This is a genomic window from Corynebacterium anserum, assembly GCF_014262665.1.
In the GTDB taxonomy this organism is placed as follows: Bacteria; Actinomycetota; Actinomycetes; order Mycobacteriales; family Mycobacteriaceae; genus Corynebacterium; species Corynebacterium anserum.
This window is the reverse complement of sequence record NZ_CP046883.1, coordinates 17,958-39,659: the sequence shown is the minus strand read 5'-3', so window position 1 is coordinate 39,659 and position 21,702 is coordinate 17,958. Positions and strand designations below refer to the sequence as shown.

17 protein-coding genes are annotated in these 21,702 nt (G+C 53.9%); 8 read left to right on the top strand and 9 right to left on the bottom strand.

Features of this window, described 5'->3' with window-relative positions:
• The first annotated feature begins 187 nt into the window (after positions 1–187).
• Positions 188–2,329, top strand: a complete 2,142-nt coding sequence (gene pknB, locus GP473_RS00150; protein ID WP_185770600.1) for a Stk1 family PASTA domain-containing Ser/Thr kinase — start codon at positions 188–190, stop codon at positions 2,327–2,329.
• 176 nt (positions 2,330–2,505) lie between these two features.
• Here the strand turns inward: pknB and GP473_RS00145 are convergent, their stop codons facing one another.
• Entirely contained in the window at positions 2,506–3,195 is a 690-nt protein-coding gene (locus GP473_RS00145) for a glutamine amidotransferase-related protein (RefSeq protein ID WP_186276914.1), read from the bottom strand.
• Between the two features lie 265 nt (positions 3,196–3,460).
• Between GP473_RS00145 and crgA the strand changes: the two genes are divergently transcribed.
• Positions 3,461–3,736 (top strand): cell division protein CrgA, encoded by a 276-nt coding sequence (gene crgA, locus GP473_RS00140; RefSeq protein WP_185770598.1) that lies wholly within the window; start codon positions 3,461–3,463, stop codon positions 3,734–3,736.
• Positions 3,737–3,927: 191 nt separating this feature from the next.
• Here the strand turns inward: crgA and GP473_RS00135 are convergent, their stop codons facing one another.
• The 3 genes from GP473_RS00135 to GP473_RS00125 form a co-directional block, all read right to left on the bottom strand.
• Positions 3,928–5,097: a hypothetical protein gene (locus GP473_RS00135; RefSeq protein WP_186276913.1), complete on the bottom strand. Its 1,170-nt coding sequence runs from the start codon at positions 5,095–5,097 to the stop codon at positions 3,928–3,930.
• Between the two features lie 685 nt (positions 5,098–5,782).
• Positions 5,783–6,544, bottom strand: coding sequence for a rhomboid family intramembrane serine protease (locus GP473_RS00130; protein WP_186276912.1), 762 nt, complete (start codon positions 6,542–6,544; stop codon positions 5,783–5,785).
• Between the two features lie 43 nt (positions 6,545–6,587).
• Positions 6,588–7,112 (bottom strand): peptidylprolyl isomerase, encoded by a 525-nt coding sequence (locus tag GP473_RS00125; protein WP_281381130.1) that lies wholly within the window; start codon positions 7,110–7,112, stop codon positions 6,588–6,590.
• A 541-nt stretch (positions 7,113–7,653) separates the two neighbouring features.
• Between GP473_RS00125 and GP473_RS00120 the strand changes: the two genes are divergently transcribed.
• From GP473_RS00120 to GP473_RS00100, 5 genes are all read left to right on the top strand, one after another.
• Positions 7,654–7,965 (top strand): hypothetical protein, encoded by a 312-nt coding sequence (locus tag GP473_RS00120; protein WP_186276911.1) that lies wholly within the window; start codon positions 7,654–7,656, stop codon positions 7,963–7,965.
• The gene (locus GP473_RS00115; protein WP_186276910.1) at positions 7,947–9,563 is read left to right on the top strand and encodes a hypothetical protein; all 1,617 of its coding nucleotides are present in this window, start codon (positions 7,947–7,949) and stop codon (positions 9,561–9,563) included. Before GP473_RS00120 ends, GP473_RS00115 begins: the two co-directional genes overlap by 19 nt.
• A 119-nt stretch (positions 9,564–9,682) precedes the next feature.
• A complete protein-coding gene (pabB, locus tag GP473_RS00110) occupies positions 9,683–11,452 on the top strand; it encodes an aminodeoxychorismate synthase component I (RefSeq protein WP_186276909.1) in 1,770 nt (589 codons plus the stop codon).
• Between the two features lie 246 nt (positions 11,453–11,698).
• Positions 11,699–13,900 (top strand): catalase/peroxidase HPI, encoded by a 2,202-nt coding sequence (katG, locus tag GP473_RS00105; RefSeq protein WP_186276908.1) that lies wholly within the window; start codon positions 11,699–11,701, stop codon positions 13,898–13,900.
• A 271-nt stretch (positions 13,901–14,171) separates the two neighbouring features.
• Positions 14,172–15,662 (top strand): DUF1846 domain-containing protein, encoded by a 1,491-nt coding sequence (locus GP473_RS00100; protein WP_186276907.1) that lies wholly within the window; start codon positions 14,172–14,174, stop codon positions 15,660–15,662.
• Between the two features lie 85 nt (positions 15,663–15,747).
• Here GP473_RS00100 and GP473_RS00095 read toward each other — a convergent pair whose 3' ends face one another.
• The 3 genes from GP473_RS00095 to GP473_RS00085 all read right to left on the bottom strand — a co-directional run bounded on the left by GP473_RS00095 (position 15,748) and on the right by GP473_RS00085 (position 19,389).
• A complete protein-coding gene (locus tag GP473_RS00095; RefSeq protein ID WP_185770590.1) occupies positions 15,748–16,527 on the bottom strand; it encodes a TetR/AcrR family transcriptional regulator in 780 nt (259 codons plus the stop codon).
• Between the two features lie 72 nt (positions 16,528–16,599).
• Entirely contained in the window at positions 16,600–18,510 is a 1,911-nt protein-coding gene (locus GP473_RS00090) for a YhgE/Pip family protein (RefSeq protein WP_260620073.1), read from the bottom strand.
• Positions 18,511–18,513: 3 nt separating this feature from the next.
• A complete protein-coding gene (locus GP473_RS00085) occupies positions 18,514–19,389 on the bottom strand; it encodes an ATP-binding cassette domain-containing protein (protein ID WP_186276906.1) in 876 nt (291 codons plus the stop codon).
• Positions 19,390–19,548: 159 nt separating this feature from the next.
• Between GP473_RS00085 and GP473_RS00080 the strand changes: the two genes are divergently transcribed.
• The gene (locus GP473_RS00080) at positions 19,549–20,802 is read left to right on the top strand and encodes a glycosyltransferase family 87 protein (RefSeq protein ID WP_185770587.1); all 1,254 of its coding nucleotides are present in this window, start codon (positions 19,549–19,551) and stop codon (positions 20,800–20,802) included.
• 165 nt (positions 20,803–20,967) lie between these two features.
• Here GP473_RS00080 and GP473_RS09595 read toward each other — a convergent pair whose 3' ends face one another.
• Positions 20,968–21,195, bottom strand: coding sequence for a cupin domain-containing protein (locus tag GP473_RS09595; protein WP_246394803.1), 228 nt, complete (start codon positions 21,193–21,195; stop codon positions 20,968–20,970).
• A 3-nt stretch (positions 21,196–21,198) separates the two neighbouring features.
• Complete coding sequence (locus tag GP473_RS09385) at positions 21,199–21,513, bottom strand: cupin domain-containing protein (RefSeq protein WP_246394801.1); 315 nt, start codon at positions 21,511–21,513, stop codon at positions 21,199–21,201.
• Positions 21,514–21,702: the final 189 nt, after the last annotated feature.

Sequence of the window (21,702 nt, the reverse complement as noted above, 5' to 3'; positions counted from 1 at the left end):
ACTACACTGCACCGCACAGCGAGCGCCCAACAACAATGCACCGCACAGCAGATGAAATGGTGATGGCGAGCTGCCTATGCCTAACCGAACGACCACAAGCTTGTGCAACACCAACAGGATTGCTCAGAGAGTGACTATTCTGTTAGACAGATAATCTCTATCTATTCGTACACAAGGAGTCAGACACGTGGACCGACGTGGCACAGTGCTTGGCGGACGCTACCGCCTCGACGCCAAAATCGGCACAGGCGGAATGTCCGATGTGTACGCAGCGACCGACGAACTACTCGGCCGCGATGTGGCTGTGAAGATCATGCGCGCGGACCTCGCGCGTGATGTCTCATTCCTGGAACGTTTCCGCCGCGAAGCACAGAACTCCGCCAAGTTGAACCACCCGAACATCGTGGCGGTTTACGATACCGGCGAAACACCAGAATCCGATGGATCCGTCCCGTACATCATCATGGAGCGCGTCCACGGAGACACCCTGCGTGACATCATCAATGAACACGGCAAACTCGGCCTCAACGATGCCGCAAAGGTGATGTCCGAAGTAGCTAATGCCCTTCACTTCAGCCATGAGGCGGGCATCATTCACCGCGATATCAAACCGGCAAACATCATGATCACCAACACGGGATCTGTGAAGGTGATGGACTTCGGCATCGCCCGTGCCCTCTCGGATTCCTCCGCCGCAATGACTCAAACAGCAGCGGTGATCGGTACAGCACAGTACCTCTCACCCGAGCAGGCGCGCGGCAAATCCGCTGATGCTCGCTCAGATATCTATGCCGCAGGCTGCGTATTCTACGAACTGGCCACTGGGCGCCCCCCATTCGAAGGCGAATCCCCTTTTTCTGTGGCGTTCCAGCATGTACAGGACGATCCGGTTCCACCAAGCTCGGTTCCGGGCATGCATCTGTCAAAGCGCGAAGCTCTGTCCATTGATTCGATCATTCTGGCTTCCATGGCCAAAAAACCGGGAAATCGGTATCATGACGCCTCCCAGATGGCCACTGACCTGCGCCGTCTCAGCGAGGATCAACTTCCCCTCGTTGCCCAGGAATACCTGAATCACAGCGAAAGTACATCTACATCAGTCATGCCCGCTGCTGGCGCTGGTGGTCTGGCCGGAGCCGCTGCAGGTTATGGCGCTGCTCACGCTGCCGAAGCGGAAGGAGCCACCGGACGCGACGAAGCACAGTACAGCTCCTCCGCCGACGGTTACCCCGGAGCTGGCAACACCTACGATAGCTACGGCGACAACTACGGCAGCGACTACGCCGATTACAACACCGCCGAAAACTACGGCGAGCACAATGGCGATGACAGCGACGAGGACTACTACGAGGATGACCAGAAACGTTCTCGCGTTGCTCCAGTCCTGTGGACGCTCGTGATTCTCGCAGCCCTGGGTGCGGGCGGTTTTGCCGTCTACAACTATGTATTGAAAGACCCCCACGGGTCAGAATCCACCAACGCCGATGTCAACGTGACTATTCCCAACGTGAAGAACCTGTCTCGCGCAGATGCGGAAAAGGCTCTGAGCAAAGCCGGGCTCCAATATGACGTCACGGAGCACACCCATGCCCAGATCCCTCGCGATACCGCCATCGGCACCGAACCTGAACCGGGTTCCACCGTTCCAAAAGGCACCCGTATCAAACTGGTCATCTCCAGTGGTAAGGAAATCACCGAGGTTCCTGACCTCACTGGCCTCACCACCGACGCCGCCCGCCAAGCCCTAGAGAAAGCTGGCCTGGAGCTCAACCCTCAGGTTCGTGAGGAGGCCAGCTCGGATACTCCCGCTGGGCAGATTCTTTCGCAGTCGCCTGATCAAGGATCCCAGGTTTCTAAGGGCACCCGTGTGACGATCACGGTATCCAGTGGGCCGGAGCTTGTCCGCGTACCAGTCGTGGTAGGCCAGGATGTGGATAATGCACGCTCAAATTTGGAATCAGCGGGGTTCCAAGTTCAAGTCAACGAAGTGGATTCCACAGAAGCCAAAGGTAAGGTTCTCGGACAGACTGGACAAGGTAAAGACCTGGAGAAGGGAAGTGTGGTTACCCTCCAAGTATCCAAGGGCAACCAGTTCGTAATGCCAAGCCTTCAGGGCAAGAAATACGACGACATCGTAAGACTGCTGCGCTCTGCTGGCTGGGAAGGCGATACCAGCGACATTCAACGCCGGGATATCCGTACTACGGACATCACCCGACAAGAAGAAGTCGCCCAACAGTCCGTCCGCGCTGGGGACAAAGCTGATAAGCATTCGTCTTTCACCATCGACGTCTACACCTTCAGCCTCCTGCCAGACCCCCTGTTGTAAGACAACCACTCACTGTAAACCCGGCAGAGTCTCCCCTCACCTCTGCCGGGTCACGCTCATTTTCCCGCGGTTCTCCCCTGGCATAATTGACCCCATTTATTCTCAACCAGCTTTTCTCAGAAAAAGATCTAGGTATTGAGCCGACCTTCCTCATGTGTTGACATACTACAAGCGCCTTAGAGCATCGCCGCCGTAGCAGAGATAGCTCCCGTCACCTCCAGCTGATCTTGCTCAAGCTTAGAAACCAATTCTTCATCCAACGGATGGCCCGCAACCGCCAACCAGTTAGCAATCATGCGGTGGCCATATTGTGTCATCACCGACTCTGGATGGAACTGCACAGAATGGATCGGCAACGATCTATGGCGCATCGCCATGATCATGCCGGAATCACTCCGCGCCGTCACAATCAAATCCTCCGGCAAAGAATGGGGATCCACCGTCAACGAATGATAACGAGTTACGCGAAAAGGGCTCGGCACACCAACCAACACACCCGTACCATCATGCTCAACTGGAGAAGTCTTACCGTGGAACAGCTCTTCCGCACGCACAACATCCCCCCCAAAGAACTTGCCAATCGCCTGATGGCCAAGACACACACCAAACAGCGGTGTGCCCAACTCAGCCGCCACCTCGATAACATCCATAGTCCGCCCAGCCTGCGTGGGTTCACCAGGTCCGGGAGAAATCAAAATGGCGTCGAAGGAAGAAAGAACAGCAACCAAATCATCGCGGCTCGAACCCAACTCCGGCGCATTATTACGCCAGACCATGCACGATTCCCCAGAAAAACCCAGCTGCCCCACGTACTGGACCAGGTTATAAACAAAACTGTCAAAATTATCGATGACAAGGATGCGCATAGAGATAGATTTTAGCGCTCCTTGAAGGCTGCTAGACTCCACGGTGTAACTTTCTTTGGGAGGTAACTTTCTTTGGGAACCCCAGGGATTCGACCCTCCCACTTCCAGACGCACGTTGGAAGGCAGTTGCTAACGCACACCAAGCGCAACAATCCCGAAAACGACGTACAAACGACGCACAATGTGCACCAACAGCATGAATCGTGGCGTCGAACACCAACTGCACCAGTAAGCAAACCAACAGCAACCATGAGGTTTCACCCAGATGCCAAAGTCTAAGGTCAATAACACCGACGACATTTACAGCAGCACCAATAGCAATGTCGATCGCCGTAGTCCGGTGAAGCTCAATGCAACCGCTACCCCGCGCTGGTACATCATTGTCATGCTTGGGCTGATGCTCCTTGGCCTCGCATGGCTGGTGGTGAACTACATCGCAGGCCCTTCAATTCCATTCATGGTGACTCTCGGGGCATGGAACTACCTGATCGGCTTCGGCCTGTTCATCGCCGGCCTTCTGATGACGATGGGCTGGAAATAGTACCGGTGATCTGAAGGCACCAGGCTGGAACCAGCACCCGCGACCCGGAGACGACTCGTAGACAATCGGCCTCTCAATGCTGGCAACGCATAAACAATGAAAGCCTACGTGGGCAAACAGCTCCGATCAATATCTACGACAGTAGCCGACCCCCGAGGAATGCCTATACGGTAGATCGTTCCGATCCATGCCTACGCCGGCAACCAGTCCTGATCGCCACACTGTTTCCATGCTTTCCCCGCGGCCGTCCAGTTCCAGTCATTCATGAACGGCCGTGGGTGTTCCTCCAGCCATGTCAGACGCTGCCCAATGCTTTCGATAGCGCTGCCATCTCTGAAGCTATGCCGATCCACCCGAACAACTTCGTAACCCAACGCTATGATCTGGCGTTCACGCTCCCGCTCACGAAGAATCGATACCCTCGCCGCCTCCTGAGCCAATGGAGCGATCTCGGACGTAGCATTTAACCACTCATTACTCGTGATCTCTGACGATGCCATAACTTTCGAGTCTTGCGCGAGCAATCCGGTATGTTTGGCCACCCCGTCGTACTCAACAACTAGGCCACACGGAAACAGAAAATCAACGCGCCCAACGAACCTTCCATCGCGCCGACGAATCACAACCTGCTGGAAAGGCGGTGGAAAACCAGCTTCCCACATAGCTAACTTGAGCTCAGTTTCCCGTGGACTTTCCGACCAGGGAGTGATGAGGTTAAAAGCCTCTTTGGCAACGACATTCCCCGCACGGCTGGCAAAGGCAGGCATTAGTTTTTCTGGCAGAAACTCCCGCCAGCTGATTACCCCTCGATTGAGCGCATCCTCTGCCGCAATACACGCGCGAGCCAAACCTTTGTCCCTGGCATGCCACATTGCAAGCTGAGTCACTACATCGGGAATACTCGCCGTTAGTATTTCGCCATACTCTGTTTGCACCGTCACCGCTCGTTCCCATACTCCGGTACTGACGTGGCGAAAAACCACGTGTGGTGAATACTCGAACGGGTGTCTGGTGATACGGCCATGGCGCGTCTTCGCAGCACAATCGATTCGACCAAGTTCTACCGAAGGAATTCCCTGTTCATGATGGGCTGGCGGCCACGGCTCAGCAAGCATGTGCAACAGCGCCGCAGATCTTCCCACAACAATAGCTTTACGAGCTCCCGCCACCTGAGAGGCGATGATCTGCCTCTGGCCAGACTGTGACGTTACTTGTTGGTAGTCATGTAGGGTCACAAAGACTCCGGGAGCTAGGCGTACCAAGTTGCCTTTCTTAAATTCGCGGTATAGCCACGACCGTTGCTTGGTATCAAGCTCGGCCGATACCAGGAAACAACTATCTCCGTCTAACTTCCCCCACATTGCGCAGCTCCCCTTTACTGCAGTTCATCCGTCTTCTCCTTTTGGGCTGGGTGGCCAGTCACTGGGTCTAGATACATAGGCTCTGGATGTATAGCCTGGTTCACCTGACTAGCTCTCTAGCGAGACTCTCTTATTTACCTCCCAACCGGTGTTCTATTTGACGCCTGAACCTACATAAACGTTCACACATTGCCGTAGATTTCTCCCAAGCTATTCCGGATCTGCCTCCTCTGAAAGCACTCGGATACAAACAAAATTGCCAGCAGCGTCTGGGGAATTGCCTACGCACACTACCCATTGGGTGCCTAGGCAAATGGATGCCTATGAAAGCAGTTATAAAACCCCCGGGACCAGTGCATTCTATAGCTTTCCTCTTATAGCTTTGACCGTACAATCCGCAAAAATCTCCCCACAAAATGGAATTTGCAAGGCTCGACCTGCGGTTTAATCACGCCATACTCCACCTGTGGGGAGTTTTTTACGTTATGCACCTATGACTGACGAAAAACCGGGCCATCAGGGAGTAGAACAGAGGCTCTTTTCAGATAAGCAGCCCCTCCACTCCAAGACTCACCAAAATGCACCCCATCACCCAAAGCCTGCCTGACCACCGCACCAGAGGTACACTCCAGCAACACCGAAAGATATACGGGAAAGCTTCCAAAAATGTGCCAAGGATCAGCCACTATATGAAAGAAATGGTTGTGACCCCGTTGAACCCAACCCACAAGGCCAAGGCCGTCAGGGTGAGAGCGACAATCCACACCGGCAGCACTCCAGGTGTCAGCCCCGCACCCGGCTGTCCACCGGCAGCACCCCCCGCACCCGGCAACACCCCAGTCTGAGACGCTAAACGACGACCAATATGGCGATCACTACGCTCAGCAATTGCGTGCTCATCTCGAGAGTTGTGCCTCAAATAGCTGATCCTCAGTACAGCGGAGACAAAAGCCCCTGCGACGGCTCCTCCAATATGCGCCCACGCGGATACGTTCTCCGTGGTGAACGTATAACCAAAGTTGATGAGGATCAGTGCGAACGGTGCCACCAAGTCTTGCTGTCGCAAGTGCGCTAGACCTAACAACATCACGCAGAATGCAAATCCGACAGTCGAAGCGCCTCCCATCGCTGAGTAGGGTTCCATGAACATGCAAAACATTGCTCCTCCGCTGACCCCAGCCACCATCGATCCTGCTATTACCCAGGATCCATAGAAGCGTTCTAGCTCTCGGCCAATCAAGAAAACCAAGAGCATGTTAAATAACAAGTGCGTCAGGCTGAGATGCACTAGTGCAGAGGTAAAAACCCGCCACCATTGGCCATAAGCAGTCACCCGCCCAGGGTCCAAAAGCAAAAACCAACCCCAATCACCTGGCTGTCGGATGGAGTTGGTCAAGCGACCAGTGCGCAGTACTGTCAGCGCGAAAACCGCGTAACATGCTGCCACATACGTTGTAACTACCGGAGCTCCCGATGAAATCGGGGGAAAATCACTCCTGGATCTCAATGGATTCGATGACTACGTCATCGTTTGGGCGATCCATGCGATCGGTGGCTACGCGGGAGATCTTGGCAACAACCTTCTGCGATTCAGGGTCAGTGACCTCACCAAAAATGGTATGGCGATTATTGAGGTGCGGCGTAGCAGTCACTGTAATGAAGAATTGGGAGCCGTTAGTTCCTGGACCAGCGTTTGCCATGGCGAGCAAAAACGGACGGTCGAATTGCAGCTCTGGGTGGAATTCGTCGCCGAACTGGTAACCCGGGCCTCCACGGCCTGTACCAGTTGGATCTCCGCCCTGAATCATGAATCCGTCGATGATTCGGTGGAAAATCACCCCGTCATAGAACGGACCTTCGTTCGAACCAGAGGCATTTGGCTGGCTGTATTCCTTGGTGCCCTGAGCTAGGCCGATGAAGTTGGCTACGGTCTCAGGAGCGTGGTTTCCAAAGAGATCTACGGAAATGTCGCCGTAGTTTGTGTGGAAAATAGCGGTTGCAGTCTTTTTAGTCACGCCGACGATTGTACGTGGTTGTTAACTCTCATGCTCGCAAAACCCGGTACATGCTTGCTGATCTACCTCTACGTAGGTCTCGGCAGGCGTCCATTTGACCTTCATGCAGGCAGGACTCTTCACGCAGGACTCTTTATGCCTCTTGTACATGTCTCTTGTCCCGACTGTTTCTCTGAAATACCCCGACGCATTTTTCCCGCCGCTAAAGAAGTCGCCATCGCATACGCGAGTAAAACTGCGGCACGAACAGATCGACTCGCCAGACACTGTCAACTATCTGCCTAAGACCCCTGTTCCGCCGGCCTTTGGAGACCCTTATTCCAGGCCTTTGACTATCCTTTGGATGGGATCCGTAACGCCTCGTTTGGGCACACACTCAAGAGACTCCCTCCCACACGCTCCCAATAGACTCCCCTCCCACACGCTCCCAATAGACTCCCCTCCCACACGCTCCCCGCCTTTTCATTCCAACGCAATCTTGGACTTGAACTGGAGATATCAGTATTCACGCTCGCGCGTCTCATCATTTGCATAGGATGGAGTGCGACCTATCAAGGCCATCCAGGCGACCTATGCAGGAATGAAGATCGTGAACATCGCGAGCGCAGGTACACACATCGCGTACACAGATGTGAACCCCACATACGGTGGAGTACTCATCGCGAACACAGGTGCGCACCTCACGTATGGTGGTGCGGCCATCACACACGGAGGCACGAACGTCACCAACGCGGATGCGGACATCACATTCGAGCTTGCACCAAGCCTGCATAAGAAATTATCTGGACAAATACGACAAACTCAGAAGCGACCAATAGAAGGAGTTCGTGTTTCATGGACACCGCCAGCTTAAAGCTCGTGCTAAATGGCGCACGGCAGACCAAAGGTCTGCTTAACAAGTACAAGCAAAACCGCGAGCGTAAGAATTTTGATGCGGTTGATGCCCTGCGCCGTGGCATGATGACTGAGGATGAACGCGACGCACTGCTCGCGAACTCCCCAGCGCACATCCGTGCTGTCGCCGAGTACATGCGCAAACAGGATGGTGCTGCAAAAGCCCTGGATAAGGCACGTACTCTAGCGCTCGCCTACGAGCAAAACCACGACAACGGCCTAGCCTCTTCCGAGACCGCCGGGAATTCCCGAAGCAATAGATCAGCAGGTGATGGAACTGCAGCTCATCAGGATAAACCTGCTGTGAACGAAACCGAAGGCGCCCGGAGTGATAACAACAAAGCAGCCCGGGGCGCTTCTGCACGACCAGTAATTAAACTCGCTGCAGCAAAGACTGCAGCAGCACAGCTGAAGAAGGAGAAGCGTGTGAACAAGAATCGCAATCTGTCCGCCACTGTCAAGGGCTTCCGTAAGCGTGCAGCCGCTGCCGCTGCTGAAGCTCAAGATCAAGCAGCCGATTTCACTTCTAAGGCTACAAGCCTGGTCTCTGAAAAAACTGGCGTGGACAAAAAGGAGCTGAAAAAGCGGACGGCAAAACTCCGTAAGAAAGCTCTAAAGAACACAAAGTCTCAGCGCAAGGCATTGGCTAAGAATCGCAAGGCTGCCGCTAAGCAGGGCGCAGCGTTTGCCGCCGCAGCTTCTCAGGCTCTAGATGCGGCGAAGCAGCGTGGCGTCGAATTGGAAAAGGACGTGAGCAACCGCGCAGCGGAAGCTGAGAAGAACCTTCAACAGCGTGCAGCAGAGGCCAAAAAGCGTTCTGCTCAGGCCCAGAAGCAGGCTGCCAAGGAGGCTAAGAAGAATAAGAAGGCTTTCCTGAAGAATAAGAAGAAGTTCAACAAGGATCTGGACAAGCGCAAAGCCAAGGCAGCGAAAAAGGCTGATAAGGTTTTGGCACAAAAGGGGTTGAAGAAGCAGAAGAAGTCCAACAAGTTCGGCATTTTTGCTCTGCTTCTGACACTGGCTGCAAGCGCGGCTGCTGCTTATAAGTTCCTGATTGCTAAAAAGGACGTCCCTGCATCCGCCCCTAAGGTTCAGGATTTCACACCTTCTGCCACCGGTGCAGCTGCCAAGGCTAAGGCCACTGACGCGATCAAAGCCCAGGACATGGAAGCCGCTGCAGAAAAAGCAGTCGTCAGCGAACCAGAAGTTGTCAATGAACCCGAGTCCATAAAGCCAGCAACCCCGGCAGCTCACGCAGACGAGGCAGATTCTGTCGACTCTGAGTCCACTAAGACTTCTGAGTCCACTAAGACTGCAGAAGACAACAGCACCAAGGAAGAAAAGAAGGCGGCACCAAAGCCTTCCCAGATGCCGGGAGCCCCTGGAGTTCCTTCCGCCCCTGGGGCACCAGCCGCCCCGACTGTGCATCACGCGCAGGGCAAGGAAGCTGAAACCACTGATTCCGAGGCTGTTGCTGAGCACGATGCCGAAAGCGAGTTCCCTAATTTCACTGAGAATCAGGAGGATGACGGCGAGGGCGGCCGTCACCGCCTCTAAGCCCTAGCTTGGGCTGTTCTGGCTCTGTTTTTATTCGTGTCCTCATCATGCCCTCGGTTTGCCCACGCTCGTTTCAGAGCGTGGGCTTCGTTGTCCCGCGCCCGCGTTATGATCTGTGCATGATTCCGCGTCTCCGTCCGATTCGCCGCTCGGCTAATCTCAGTGCAGAGTGGGTCTCCGCATCGGGATCGCTCGTTCCTTGCCTGGTTGAGGCTCTCTTCCCCGACGCCACCCATATCGTTGTTCTGGATTCCTCTTTAACCACGAGCAGTTCATATGAACAAACGCAATCGATCATCGTGCCAGGCGGGAAACATGCCGGACCTTTGGGTTTTTCTTTAACGCATTCTATTTCCGGGGGCGATGCATGCAGCGTTCAGACAATGAACAGTAGAGACCAGTATGAGGTTACTGGCGAGGGTTTTGTTGCACAGAAGGTGCGCCAGCAAATTGAGGTTGTTCGTTCTGGACGGGGTGGGTTTTATGATGTGCTCCGCGCAGGACTGACCTGCGATGTTGAGCGCACGCAAGCCGAGCTGAGCGCAGAACCTGCACTAACCGAGCGCACAGAATTCTCCTTGGGGTGGATCGGCGCTTTCGGCTATGAGTTGAAACATCACTCGGACTGGGTGCAGCACTCACCAACAGCGGTCGCAGAGCCTTACCGCAGCAAATACCCAGACGCTGCGTTGCTGTGGGCTGACCGCGCCGTCATCGTAGATCATGACACGCAAAAAATCACCCTCCTCGCCTTAGCTTGTGCGGCACCCGAGATGAGGGGCAGTCGGGGTTACACCATGCCAGGGTCGGGTACGTTACTCGAGCACATTAACGCAACTCAACACGAATGGGTCACTGATTCGCTGCGCATAGTGAACTCGCTGGGTAACCGGGAAAGCGATCTCCCAGTACAACGCGCGAAGCGGTCATCAGTACAGAACACCAGCGTTCCCGAAACACCGCACACAAACAGCACAGAAGCAGCAGAAAGTGCGGGAACACCAGACGTAAGCAGTCCCACAACTGCAGCAACCGAAAAGGCCACTGCTCTCAATTTTTCTTTCGACCAGGATCATGAAGGCTACATTGCTAGCATTCAACGAGCGCAGCGCTTCATCTCAGCTGGGCACACCTATGAAGTGTGTCTGACGAATACTGCTGAGGGGCCAGCACTATCCGATCCTTGGCGGGCATATCTTTCTTTACGCACCGTGAGCCCCGTTCCCTATGGCTCTTATCTGCGGTTTGGTGATCTCCACGTTTTATCGGCAAGCCCGGAACGTTTTCTTTCAGTGAGCGCGGAGGGCCGCGTGTCTGCCAAACCAATCAAAGGGACACGCCCTCGTTCGGGCAACCGTGCAGATGATGAGATGTGGCGTCGGGAACTGAGGAATAGCGACAAGGATCGCGCCGAAAACTTGATGATCGTCGACCTACTCCGTAACGATCTATCGATGGTTGCGGAAATCGGAAGTGTAGCGGTGACCACGTTATTTGGGCTTGAGTCTTATAGCCACGTGCACCAATTGGTGAGCACCATTGAGGCTCAACTAGCGGCAGGCAAGACTGCAGTGGATGTTCTGGAAATCGCATTTCCAGGGGGCTCGATGACGGGAGCACCGAAAACCAGGACGATGGAGCTGCTTGAATCTTTGGAACGACGCGCCCGCGGCCTGTATTCAGGCGCAATCGGCTGGCTTGGGCTCGACGGTGCAGCTGACTTATCGATAACTATCCGCACCCTGGTGACAGATAAGCAATCAACTACCTTCGGTGTGGGAGGAGCGATTGTCGCAGACTCAGATCCTGAAGCGGAATGGCAAGAAATCCTGGTAAAAGCCAGTGCACTACTCGAGGCTTTAGAGGCACAACTCGGCGATGTAACTTAACAGAGCGGGGTTCATGACTCAGCAGCGTGGGAGTTTCATGAACGGGGTCTGCAGAATTACTGAAAATCGTTTTAAAATTCATGTCGGATTGCGAACATAACCTCGTTTCTCTGTCCGGATTCCAAGTAGGGTGGAAAGCGTCGGAAGATGCTACTGTGAATTGATAGGACTTTGCATCCACAGCTAAAAGACTAATTAGCTTTACCTATCCGAGAAGACTGAGACGATTGAGGAAGGTTTTCACACATGTCTGATGTTGATCAGAGCAAAAATGTCCCTGCTGGTGATACCCAACCAGAACAGGGAGGCTGCCCATTCGGCCACGGTGCCGCAGCCACCCCTCCTACCGCCGGTGATCAGAACCAGCGCTGGTTCCCAGAGCGGCTGAACCTTGACTTGCTGGCCTGGAATTCCCCAGAGCGCAACCCTTATGGCGCTGACTTCGACTACCACGCTGCGTTCGAATCCCTCGACCTGGACGCAGTCAAGGCAGACATCACCGCTGCCATGAAGGATTCCAAAGAGTGGTATCCAGCAGACTTCGGCACGTACGGCGGCGCTTACATTCGCATGGCCTGGCACGCTGCAGGTACGTACCGCGTACAGGATGGCCGCGGTGGTGCTTCCACCGGTCAGCAGCGCTTCGCGCCTCTCAACTCCTGGCCAGATAACGTCCTGCTGGATCGCGCCCGTCGCACCCTGTGGCCAGTGAAGAAAAAGTACGGCAAGAACCTATCCTGGGCCGACCTTATCGTTCTCGCAGGTAACGTAGCCCTGGAGGACATGGGTCTTAAGACCTTCGGGTTCTCCGGTGGCCGCGTCGATGCGTGGGAGCCAGAGGAAGTTTACTGGGGACCTGAAACCACCTGGTTGGCTAATGAGCGCTACTCCGGCGAGCGGGAGCTGGATAACCCGCTCGCGGCAGTGCAGATGGGTCTGATCTACGTCAACCCAGAGGGCCCAGACGGAAACCCAGATCCTAAGGCGTCCGCAATTGACATCCGCGAGACCTTCAAGCGCATGGGTATGAACGATGAGGAAACCGTTGCGCTGATCGCCGGTGGTCACACCTTCGGTAAGACCCACGGCGCATCTACCCCTGACCAGATCACCGACTCCCCTGAAGAGTCGCCACTGGAAGATCAGGGCATCGGCTGGCGTGGACCAACAGGTAACGACACCCTCGGTGGTGGCCCAGAAGTGACCTGGACCTACCACCCAACCCGTTGGGACAACGAATTCTTCCACATCCTCTTCGCCTACGAATGGGAACTCATGGAATCCCCAGCAGGCGCCAAGCAGTGGCGTCCGGTCAACGGCGGCGGCTCCGACATGGTTCCAATGGCTCAAGGTAACGAGCGCCGTGAGCCTCGCATGCTGACCTCCGACCTCGCACTACGCGTTGACCCGGTATATGAGAAGATTTCTCGCCGCTTCAAGGATGACTTTGACGCATTCGCTGAGGCTTTCTCCCGCGCATGGTTTAAGCTGATCCACCGCGACCTTGGCCCCAAGTCCCGTTACGTAGGCAAGGAAGCACCTACGGAGGATCTGCTCTGGCAGAATCCAGTCCCGGCACCTGAGCATGTGGTGACCGATTCCGAGATTTCCACCCTGAAGTCCGCTATCGCTGATTCTGGCCTGTCTGTCGGCGAGCTCGTATCCACTGCCTGGGCATCCGCTTCCACCTACCGCACCTCTGACTTCCGTGGTGGTGCCAATGGTGCGCGCATCGCACTGGCTCCACAGAAGGATTGGGAAGTTAACAACCCAACTCAGCTAGCCAAGGTGCTGGACAAGCTAAACGAGATCAAGTCCTCCACGGGCATCAACGTATCCCTGGCCGACCTCATCGTGCTGGCCGGTGGCGTAGGCATCGAGTTGGCTGCTAAGGCTGCCGGTAAGGATCTGAACGTTCCGTTTACCCCTGGTCGTGGCGATGCCACCCAGGAGTGGACTGATGAAGAGTCCTTCTCCTACCTCGAGCCATGGGCAGATGGCTTCCGCAACTACGATGCCGGGAAGCACTCCCTACCTGCCGAGCACCTGCTGATCGACCGCGCAAACCTCCTGGGACTGACTGCCCCAGAAATGACCGTTTTGGTGGCTGGTTTGCGTGTGCTGGACACGAACTGGGATGGCTCTCAGGATGGTGTCCTGACTGATCGCCCAGGGGTATTGACCAATGATTACCTGGTTAATCTGCTGGACATCGACAATGTATGGGAGAAGGCCGACGAAAAGGGCACCCGTTACAACGGTTCTAACCCTATCTCCGGTAAAACCTTCACCGGCACCCGTGCTGACCTAGTCTTCGGTTCTTCCTCTGAACTGCGCGCCGTCGCTGAGGCCTATGCCGCTGACGACGCAAGCGACAAGTTCGTCGAAGACTTCGTGGCAGCCTGGGTAAAGGTCATGGAGGCAGACCGCTTCGACCTGCACCGCTAAGGTACCGCTCGCTGTAAACGTTGGTTGGTGTGCGTCGTAGCTTGACGCCACCACTGACCCACAGCACCGTACAGAACTTCCGCTGTTGTCAGCGCCAGGCAGCATCACCACGCTGTAATCGTCAGACAGCGCCGTGAAGACACACCACGCTGTAAGGTCAAAGCACAGTAGGCCACCCACAACCCCACGGTTTTCCTCTCGGAGACCGTGGGGATTCTCATGTATTCACCCGTTGAATTCCACGTCGTGGAGATTGCTACCATCAGACACCATGGGTCACCGCATTGGTTTTGATAGTGCCAAGTATGTTGAATTACAATCACGACACATCACGGGACGCCGTGAACAGCTGGGTGGAAAACTCTACCTAGAGATGGGGGGCAAGCTTTTCGATGACTTCCATGCCTCACGCGTATTACCGGGATTTACACCGGATAACAAAGTTGCGATGCTGGATCACATCCGGGATGAAGTCGAGGTTCTCATTTGCATCAACGCCAAAGATCTCGAACGTCAAAAAATCCGTGCTGACCTGGGCATCACCTATGGAGACGATGTCTTACGCCTCGTGGATGTGTTCCGTGATCGCGGCTTCCTTGTGGAACATGTCGTCGTCACGCAATTCGAGGAAGATGACCGGCAAGCCGGCGCATTCATCCAGCGCCTCGAACGCTTAGGTATCAAGGTTGCCCGTCATCGGGTGATCCCCGGCTATCCATCTAATTTGGATCTCATCGTGTCAGAAGACGGCCTTGGCCGTAACGAGTACGCACCCACGACCCGTGATCTCATCGTAGTCACAGCCCCGGGGCCGGGCTCAGGGAAATTAGCTACCTGTTTGTCCCAGATCTACCACGAGCATCAGCGTGGCATTCACGCTGGTTACGCGAAATTCGAGACCTTCCCCGTGTGGAATCTGCCGCTTGAGCATCCGGTGAACTTGGCCTATGAGGCTGCGACCATCGACCTCAATGACGCAAACGTTATCGACCATTTTCACCTCACCGCCTACGGCGAGTCCACGGTGAACTACAACCGCGATGTAGAAGCTTTTCCGCTGTTAAAGACCCTGTTAGAACGCCTCACGGGTGAGACACCGTACCAATCTCCGACCGACATGGGTGTGAACATGGCCGGACTATGCATCACGGATGATGAGGTCTGTCGCGAAGCATCTAAGCAGGAAATTATCCGCCGCTACTTTAAAGCACTCGTCGAAGAAGCCCGGGAAGGTCTCGATTCCACCCAGTCAGAGCGGGCTGCCGTAGTTATGGCGAAGGCAGGTATCTCCGCTGATCAGCGGACGGTGGTGGCACCAGCTCGTGGCGTCGAGGAAAGAACACAGCAGCCTGGCGCGGCTCTGGAGCTGCCAGATGGAACGATTGTCACGGGGAGCACAAGCGACCTGCTGGGATGCTCAGCGGCAATGCTGCTCAATGCCCTCAAGCACCTTGCGCAAATACCAGACGAGGTGCACCTGCTCTCTCCAGGTTCTATTGCGCCGATTCAGACGCTGAAAACCAAGCACCTGGGCAGCCGCAACCCTCGCCTTCATACCGATGAAGTTCTGATTGCGTTGAGCGTTTCTGCGGAAACAAACCCCGAAGCCGCTAAAGCTTTGGCCGAACTGAAAAATCTCTGCGGCTGCGACGCCCACGTCACCACCATCCTCGGTTCGGTTGACGAACGCGTGTTTCACAGCTTAGGTGTGCTTATCACTGCAGATCCCAAGTTCCAACGCAAACGTCTCTATCGAAGGTAGAAATACCGCTCCCGTCACCCGATCGCAGTGAGACTTGAAAACTACCGGAACGACGTCCTCCCACTCCAGTTGTCAGAATATTGCATTAACTATGGGAACCTATCTGGGCAAGTTCTAGAAGATGATTAGTAGCGGCGTCAATCATGGCGGCATCCGCACTCTGGGTGGCCAAGGTTTGCCCAACCAAGAATATAGCGCCGACAATTGCAACGATGCTCACACGTAAACGCTGGGCGTCTGGGTAGTCCGCAATGTTGGCATCATCATTGGGAGACGGAAAAGATATCGCCAGCATGTCATTCATTGATACTGGCTCTTCAAAAAGTCCAATTTCACACAAAATTTCTGCCAATGGTTGATACACCCCTTTTACCATCGCAGCCACAGTGACTCCCCATTTGGAATCCGGGCGAGTAATTTCGCTGAAAATTGTATGTACAGCTGCATGATTGCGAACTGTCAAAGTCAATACTTCGCGAATAACTCCCTCCAAGGCTTCTCGTCCACGCAATCCCCCACGAGCCTCTGCCATGGACAGTGCCAGTACATCGACCAATGTGGCAAGCACATGCATGATCAATTTATCGCGGGAACCAAAGGTGTAAAACACTGCTCCTTTAGATACTCGAGCTTGTGTCGCAATTGCGTCGATGGGTGCGGCGTGAACACCTTGGCTCAACACCAGGTTGACAGCTGCTAGAGTAATGCGCTCTTTTGTATCGAATTCATCTCCATCTAGGGCGTCCAGCAAAATTTGGCGGCGATCCTCCGCTGTGCCTTCAATGCACGATCCGCCGATAGTGACTATCAAGTCAGTCACCCGTGGCGTTTCGGTGGCGGTGCGAAGGTAAGTATCCGTTGTCATTTTTCAATCACCTTAAACTACAACGATCCAGCATTTTTGCCTTTCTCAACTACAGCGCCTACCTACGCTTGTTTAAGCCGTGGGGATGACCGGGCGCAGTTGCCTCATAGTGAATACCTTGCGTTGGCTTGCGCCAAACATGCTCAACGCAATGCATACAACTAATCCGATGCCAAGATAGGACAGCGCAGACCAATAGTCCGAACCTATTGCTCCAATCATTGCCTCTCTCAGGCCTTGAACAACATGGTAGAAGGGCAACACGGGGCCAATGGACCTTAAACCTTCCGGCAAAGTTTGCAGAGGATAGGTTCCGCCTGCAGAACCCAAGTTCACGAGCAAGAAGATGATGGAAAGTAAGCGACCCGGCGCGTTACCCAACCAAATGGCAAACATTTGTTGCAAAGCTGTAAACATCCACCCCGCTAGTAGCAAAATGCCAAAAGCGGGAATCCACCTATTGACGGGCAGGTGGAACACAAGTGCCGCCACAGTGACAAGCAGAACCGCCTGCACACTGGAAAGCAGCAAACCTGGTGCCAGGCTATGCATGAGTGCTCGGAATGCACTCACGCGAGCGACAAGCGCACGACGAGATAATGGGCGTAGAGCCTGCCACGTGAAGATCGCCCCAATAAATAATGCCAACGCTGCAAAATACGGTGCCATCCCCTCACCGTTATTCTTTTGTTGATAGATCCAGTTTTCGTTGACACCCACTGGGTTAACAATGACACTGCCGTTATTCTGCGCTTGTTCAGGGTTATAACGAGGGATTTGACCAGATGCATCGTTGAGGCCATGGCTAAGTTCGCTAGTGCCTGCGGCCAACTTTCCAGTGCCATCTACTAGTTGTGTACTGATACCATCAGCGAGCTTACTTACTCCGGGAACGAGTTGATCGTTAATGCCATCAGACAGTTTTTGAGCTCCTGGGGCTAACGATGTGGTCACCGATGTTTGCAGCTGTTCAGTTCCTGGAAGCAGCTGTTGGTTGATGCCATTACTCAGTTTCTCAGCGCCTGCTGCTGTTTGAGCGGCTCCTGCATTCAGCTTCTCCACTCCGTCTACCAGTTCTCGGACCTGTGGGATTGACATCGCTACTGGACTTTCCCGTAAAGCCGCGACAGAACCATTCAGTTGCTCCATGCCCGTAGCTAATTGGCGGTTTCCATCGGCCAATTTCGACGCACCTGGTGCAAGCTCATCCCGCACGGAGCTATTAAGTCGTGTCACACCTGGAACCAGCTGGTTATTAATTCCATCTGACAGCTCTTTTGCGCCGGGAGCTAGCTGATTTTGCACACTATCTTTAAGCTTATTAGCTCCCGGAGCTAACTCGTCTCGCACAGAGGTATTGAGTTTCTGTGCCCCATCGTTGATTTGGCCAGATCCATTGGCAGCCTTGTCTACGCCTTCAGATATCTGATCGATGGAACCGAACAGCTTATCAGCTGCTTGAGCCCCGATTGACGAAGAAACAGATTCACGCAGATTCTGAACGATTCTTTCCACAATTTGCCGAGCTGTAGAACCGCTTGCATCGTTATAGTTGACTTCCAATAGACCACGGCGCGGTGTGTCCGTTCCAATCGAGGTTACGGCACGAGAAAAATCCTCGGGAATGGTTACGGTAACAAAGTACTTACCATCAGTGAGCCCTTTGCTTGCCTCCTCCTCATCCACAAATCGCCAATCCACACGGTCATTGTTGTGCAGATTATCGACAATCTTTTGTCCCGCATTAAGGTTCTCGTGGTCAGGAGTTTCTGCCCCCTGGTCTTCATTCACCACCGCCACTGGCATGTTGTTAACGTTGTCAACGGGGTTCCACATAGACCACAGAAATATGCCACCGTAGAAAAGAGGGATGAGCAGGACTACGCCAAGCATCGCCGGGAAAGCACGAAAGCGTCTTATCTCACTGTTTCCATGCCACAGTCTGCTTGTTTTTCCGCGTGCAAATTTCCTATGCGAGCTCATTGACTAATCCTCCGTTTCCTTCTCGTCCACTTTGTTCGGATCCTCGTTATAGATTGGGTAGTTTTCTTCTTCCTGGTTATAAGGGCGCTGGGTGGTGGTCCGATCAACCCAATCCGGCATGGTTTCTGTATTGGTAGTCGACGCCACCACTGTTACTCCAGATTCTTGTATTCGCCCAAGCATTTCCCAGGCTTCGCGTTGGTCTTCTGGGTTCGAGAGTTGATCAACGTTATCCACAAGCAGTATCCGCGGGTCATCCAACAACGCGAGAGTGATGCGCATGGCAAACTCTTCATATGCACTAAGGTTACGTACCCATGTTTGGGGATCCACTCGCGGAATTGTCAGTGCGCGAATAGTTTGAATTCGGGGAGCATTCCACGTTTCAGCACGGTGCAGCAAGGGAGAGATGAGCCCTAAACGCTCGTTGACAATCTCTCCCACTCCAGTGGATATATCCAGGTCATCGATGTCACGGAAACCGGCGATCGCGCTGATACGTTGCACTGCGCGTAGTTTGCCAAATATTCGAGCTGATCGCCCTGGTTTGATGCGGTTTCCGTCAACGATGAGTTCGCCACCGGAGTATTGCATACGGCCTGCTAAAACGAGAAGCAAGGAAGTGCGTCCAGACCCCTGTGGTCCTACAAGGGCGTGGGTACTGCCTTCCTTTATGGCGAGGTCTACATCACTAAAAACGATGCCCTGTTTTGTTTTTAGCTGTAGGTCTCGAGCGGAAATAATGTCTGCACAGTCCGAACGACTAACGCTTGCAGTATTAGCGGCAGTCATCCCTTCGGTGGGGTCCAGGGCCTTTGTTTCTGCTTCAGCCCACTTGTTGGCAGCCCTTTCTTCGGCTGCGGAGTCTGTTGATTGCACGGCTTCATAGTAAACTGACTGACTGGTCAGTCACAACCGCTGCTCGTGATTCTCAGTCTTTTCCAAGCTTTTGCCACCACACACTTCTGCGACCGAAGTCACTACACTCAGCAAGGCGCAATGAGAAAACCTATCCCTGCGATGTAATAGGCTTGAGCAATGTCGAGCGGCACTAATTATTCACGCCAGATTCCTCTCACACTGTGGCACAAGCGTCTCATCGCTGCGCTTTCCACAGTGCTCTTTGCGTGGACTTTTCTCAAACCCCAGGGTGTTCGCTACATGCTGGATGCCAACGTCTACCGACTCGGTGCTCAACGTGTCATTGATGGCCTACCTCTCTATAACGGCCATTTTCACATCATCGATGACATCAGTCTCCCTTTTACTTATCCTCCTATATCGGCCCTCCTCTTTTTGCCGCTCACGGTATTCGGCAATACCGGCACATCTATCGCGGTGACCTTCGTCAATCTCGTATTACTTATTACTATTGTGTGGATACTTCTCCACTATGTCGCGTGTCTAGATCACTCATCATCAATCTGGTTGGCTGTGGGGCTATCAGCCATACTCACGCAATTTGGTCCGGTCTATGGGTCGCTGATGCTTGGACAGATCAATCTGTTTCTCGGCCTCTTGGTACTTCTTGATGCCACACTTGTGCCTCGAAAATTCCGCGGCCTACTCACGGGTATTGCCACTGCATTGAAACTCACCCCGGCTGTTTTCGGACTGTGGTTCGTCATGCGCCGTGATTGGGCATCTCTTCTACGCATGGGATTAGGCGCGCTGGGGATGACTGCTCTGGGCTTTCTCGTTTTACCGCAGGATTCCAAAGATTATTGGCTCGGTACCGTCCAGAATTCGAGTCGGATTGGTGGTATCGCTTACGCCTCGAACCAGTCGTTTAATGGGGAGCTCTTTCGGTTAGGTTTGCGTACGGAGAACTCTGGTTCGTGGTTATGGCTAGTATTGGTCGCGACGCTGCTACTCGCCACCGTGATTGTGATGCGACGCCTACTGCTCGCGAACATGCCGCTGCTGGCTCTGTGTCTCAATAGCTTTGTAGCGCTTCTCGCTAGTCCAGTGTCCTGGGCTCACCACTTCATATGGGTTCCCATCATGCTCATTGTCCTGGGAATCATGTGGTGGGACACTCGTTATTCTCGTGGCACCCACTTTGCAATGACGCATCAACAGCAAGTGATTTGTTTTGTCCTGGTAGTCACCGGTGCAGCGTGCTTTGCGTTACAACCCATATCTTTTGTACCAAGCGGTGACTCACGGGAGTTGGAATGGGGCGTGCTCTGGCACATAATCGGTAACGCATTCCTGTGGTGGACCCTTGCTGCATACCCATTACTCTGGCGGTTAAGCGGTACACGCGTAGGCAACAGTTGTGGCACTTAATGTTGGGGTCCTCGCAACGCAGCCCACCACCCAGCTCATCCACCCCCATGCACCGAGCGGATCACATGTGTTGCTTTTCGCAGAGGACATACACTTAGCGCTGACTGTCAATCAGAGCGTATCGCCGTCTAAAACCACACAATATCGGGGCTACAAACGTGAAAACTAAGCGTGGCCATCAGCCGCTCCCGTGCCTGGCTGCACGGTCCATTCCGGTGGAACGTCCTTGCCGGACTCCTCATCACGCTCAGCATCCTCAGCTGTAACTTGTACGATGCCGTGAGCATGGTGCACTGGCGCGTACACCGTATATAGCTTCAGTGGTTCATCCCCTGTGTTAATGACATCATGCCACTTACCTGCTGGAACAAAGATGGACCAGTCATCTTCCACAACTTATTCAAAGTCCAGATCATCCTGAGCATCACCCATTACACACTTTCCAACACCCTGTTCAAGGCGTAGAAACTGATCAGTTTCCGGGTGCACTTCCAAACCGATCGATTCACCAACCGGAATACTCATCAGTGTGACTTGAAGGTATTTTCCCGTCCATGCGGTGGTGCGGTAATTTTTGTTAGCTAGGGTTTCCTTTTCGATATCGAAAGCCTGGGGCTGTGGTCCAATATCTTCAATTGCCATGGTTGTCATCTCCTTGACATCGGGCACATTCGTGAGCTGTTCGCCTTCGATATCCGACCATAACGTCATCCGACACTTATTTCTGCGATGCACGGCTGCCATCGTAGATTCCCACAGGGTGTTTATCGCCTGCGCCTTGGGTTAATGCACGCCCAGAGATGGCTACATGCATACTCGGCCGAACTGATGTGTTGCTATACCACCACGCTAGCGAACCAACGGCTCTCACAACATAACTGTTTCTTTATATCTTTCAGT

Coding starts and splice junctions, on each gene's coding strand:
- GP473_RS00145 (WP_186276914.1), bottom strand. CDS start 3,195: ATGCGCATCCTTGTCATCGATAATTTTGACAGTTTTGTTTATAACCTG.
- crgA (WP_185770598.1), top strand. CDS start 3,461: ATGCCAAAGTCTAAGGTCAATAACACCGACGACATTTACAGCAGCACC.
- GP473_RS00135 (WP_186276913.1), bottom strand. CDS start 5,097: ATGTGGGGGAAGTTAGACGGAGATAGTTGTTTCCTGGTATCGGCCGAG.
- GP473_RS00115 (WP_186276910.1), top strand. CDS start 7,947: ATGGACACCGCCAGCTTAAAGCTCGTGCTAAATGGCGCACGGCAGACC.
- pabB (WP_186276909.1), top strand. CDS start 9,683: ATGATTCCGCGTCTCCGTCCGATTCGCCGCTCGGCTAATCTCAGTGCA.
- katG (WP_186276908.1), top strand. CDS start 11,699: ATGTCTGATGTTGATCAGAGCAAAAATGTCCCTGCTGGTGATACCCAA.
- GP473_RS00100 (WP_186276907.1), top strand. CDS start 14,172: ATGGGTCACCGCATTGGTTTTGATAGTGCCAAGTATGTTGAATTACAA.
- GP473_RS00095 (WP_185770590.1), bottom strand. CDS start 16,527: ATGACAACGGATACTTACCTTCGCACCGCCACCGAAACGCCACGGGTG.
- GP473_RS00090 (WP_260620073.1), bottom strand. CDS start 18,510: ATGAGCTCGCATAGGAAATTTGCACGCGGAAAAACAAGCAGACTGTGG.
- GP473_RS00080 (WP_185770587.1), top strand. CDS start 19,549: ATGTCGAGCGGCACTAATTATTCACGCCAGATTCCTCTCACACTGTGG.
- GP473_RS09385 (WP_246394801.1), bottom strand. CDS start 21,513: ATGACGTTATGGTCGGATATCGAAGGCGAACAGCTCACGAATGTGCCC.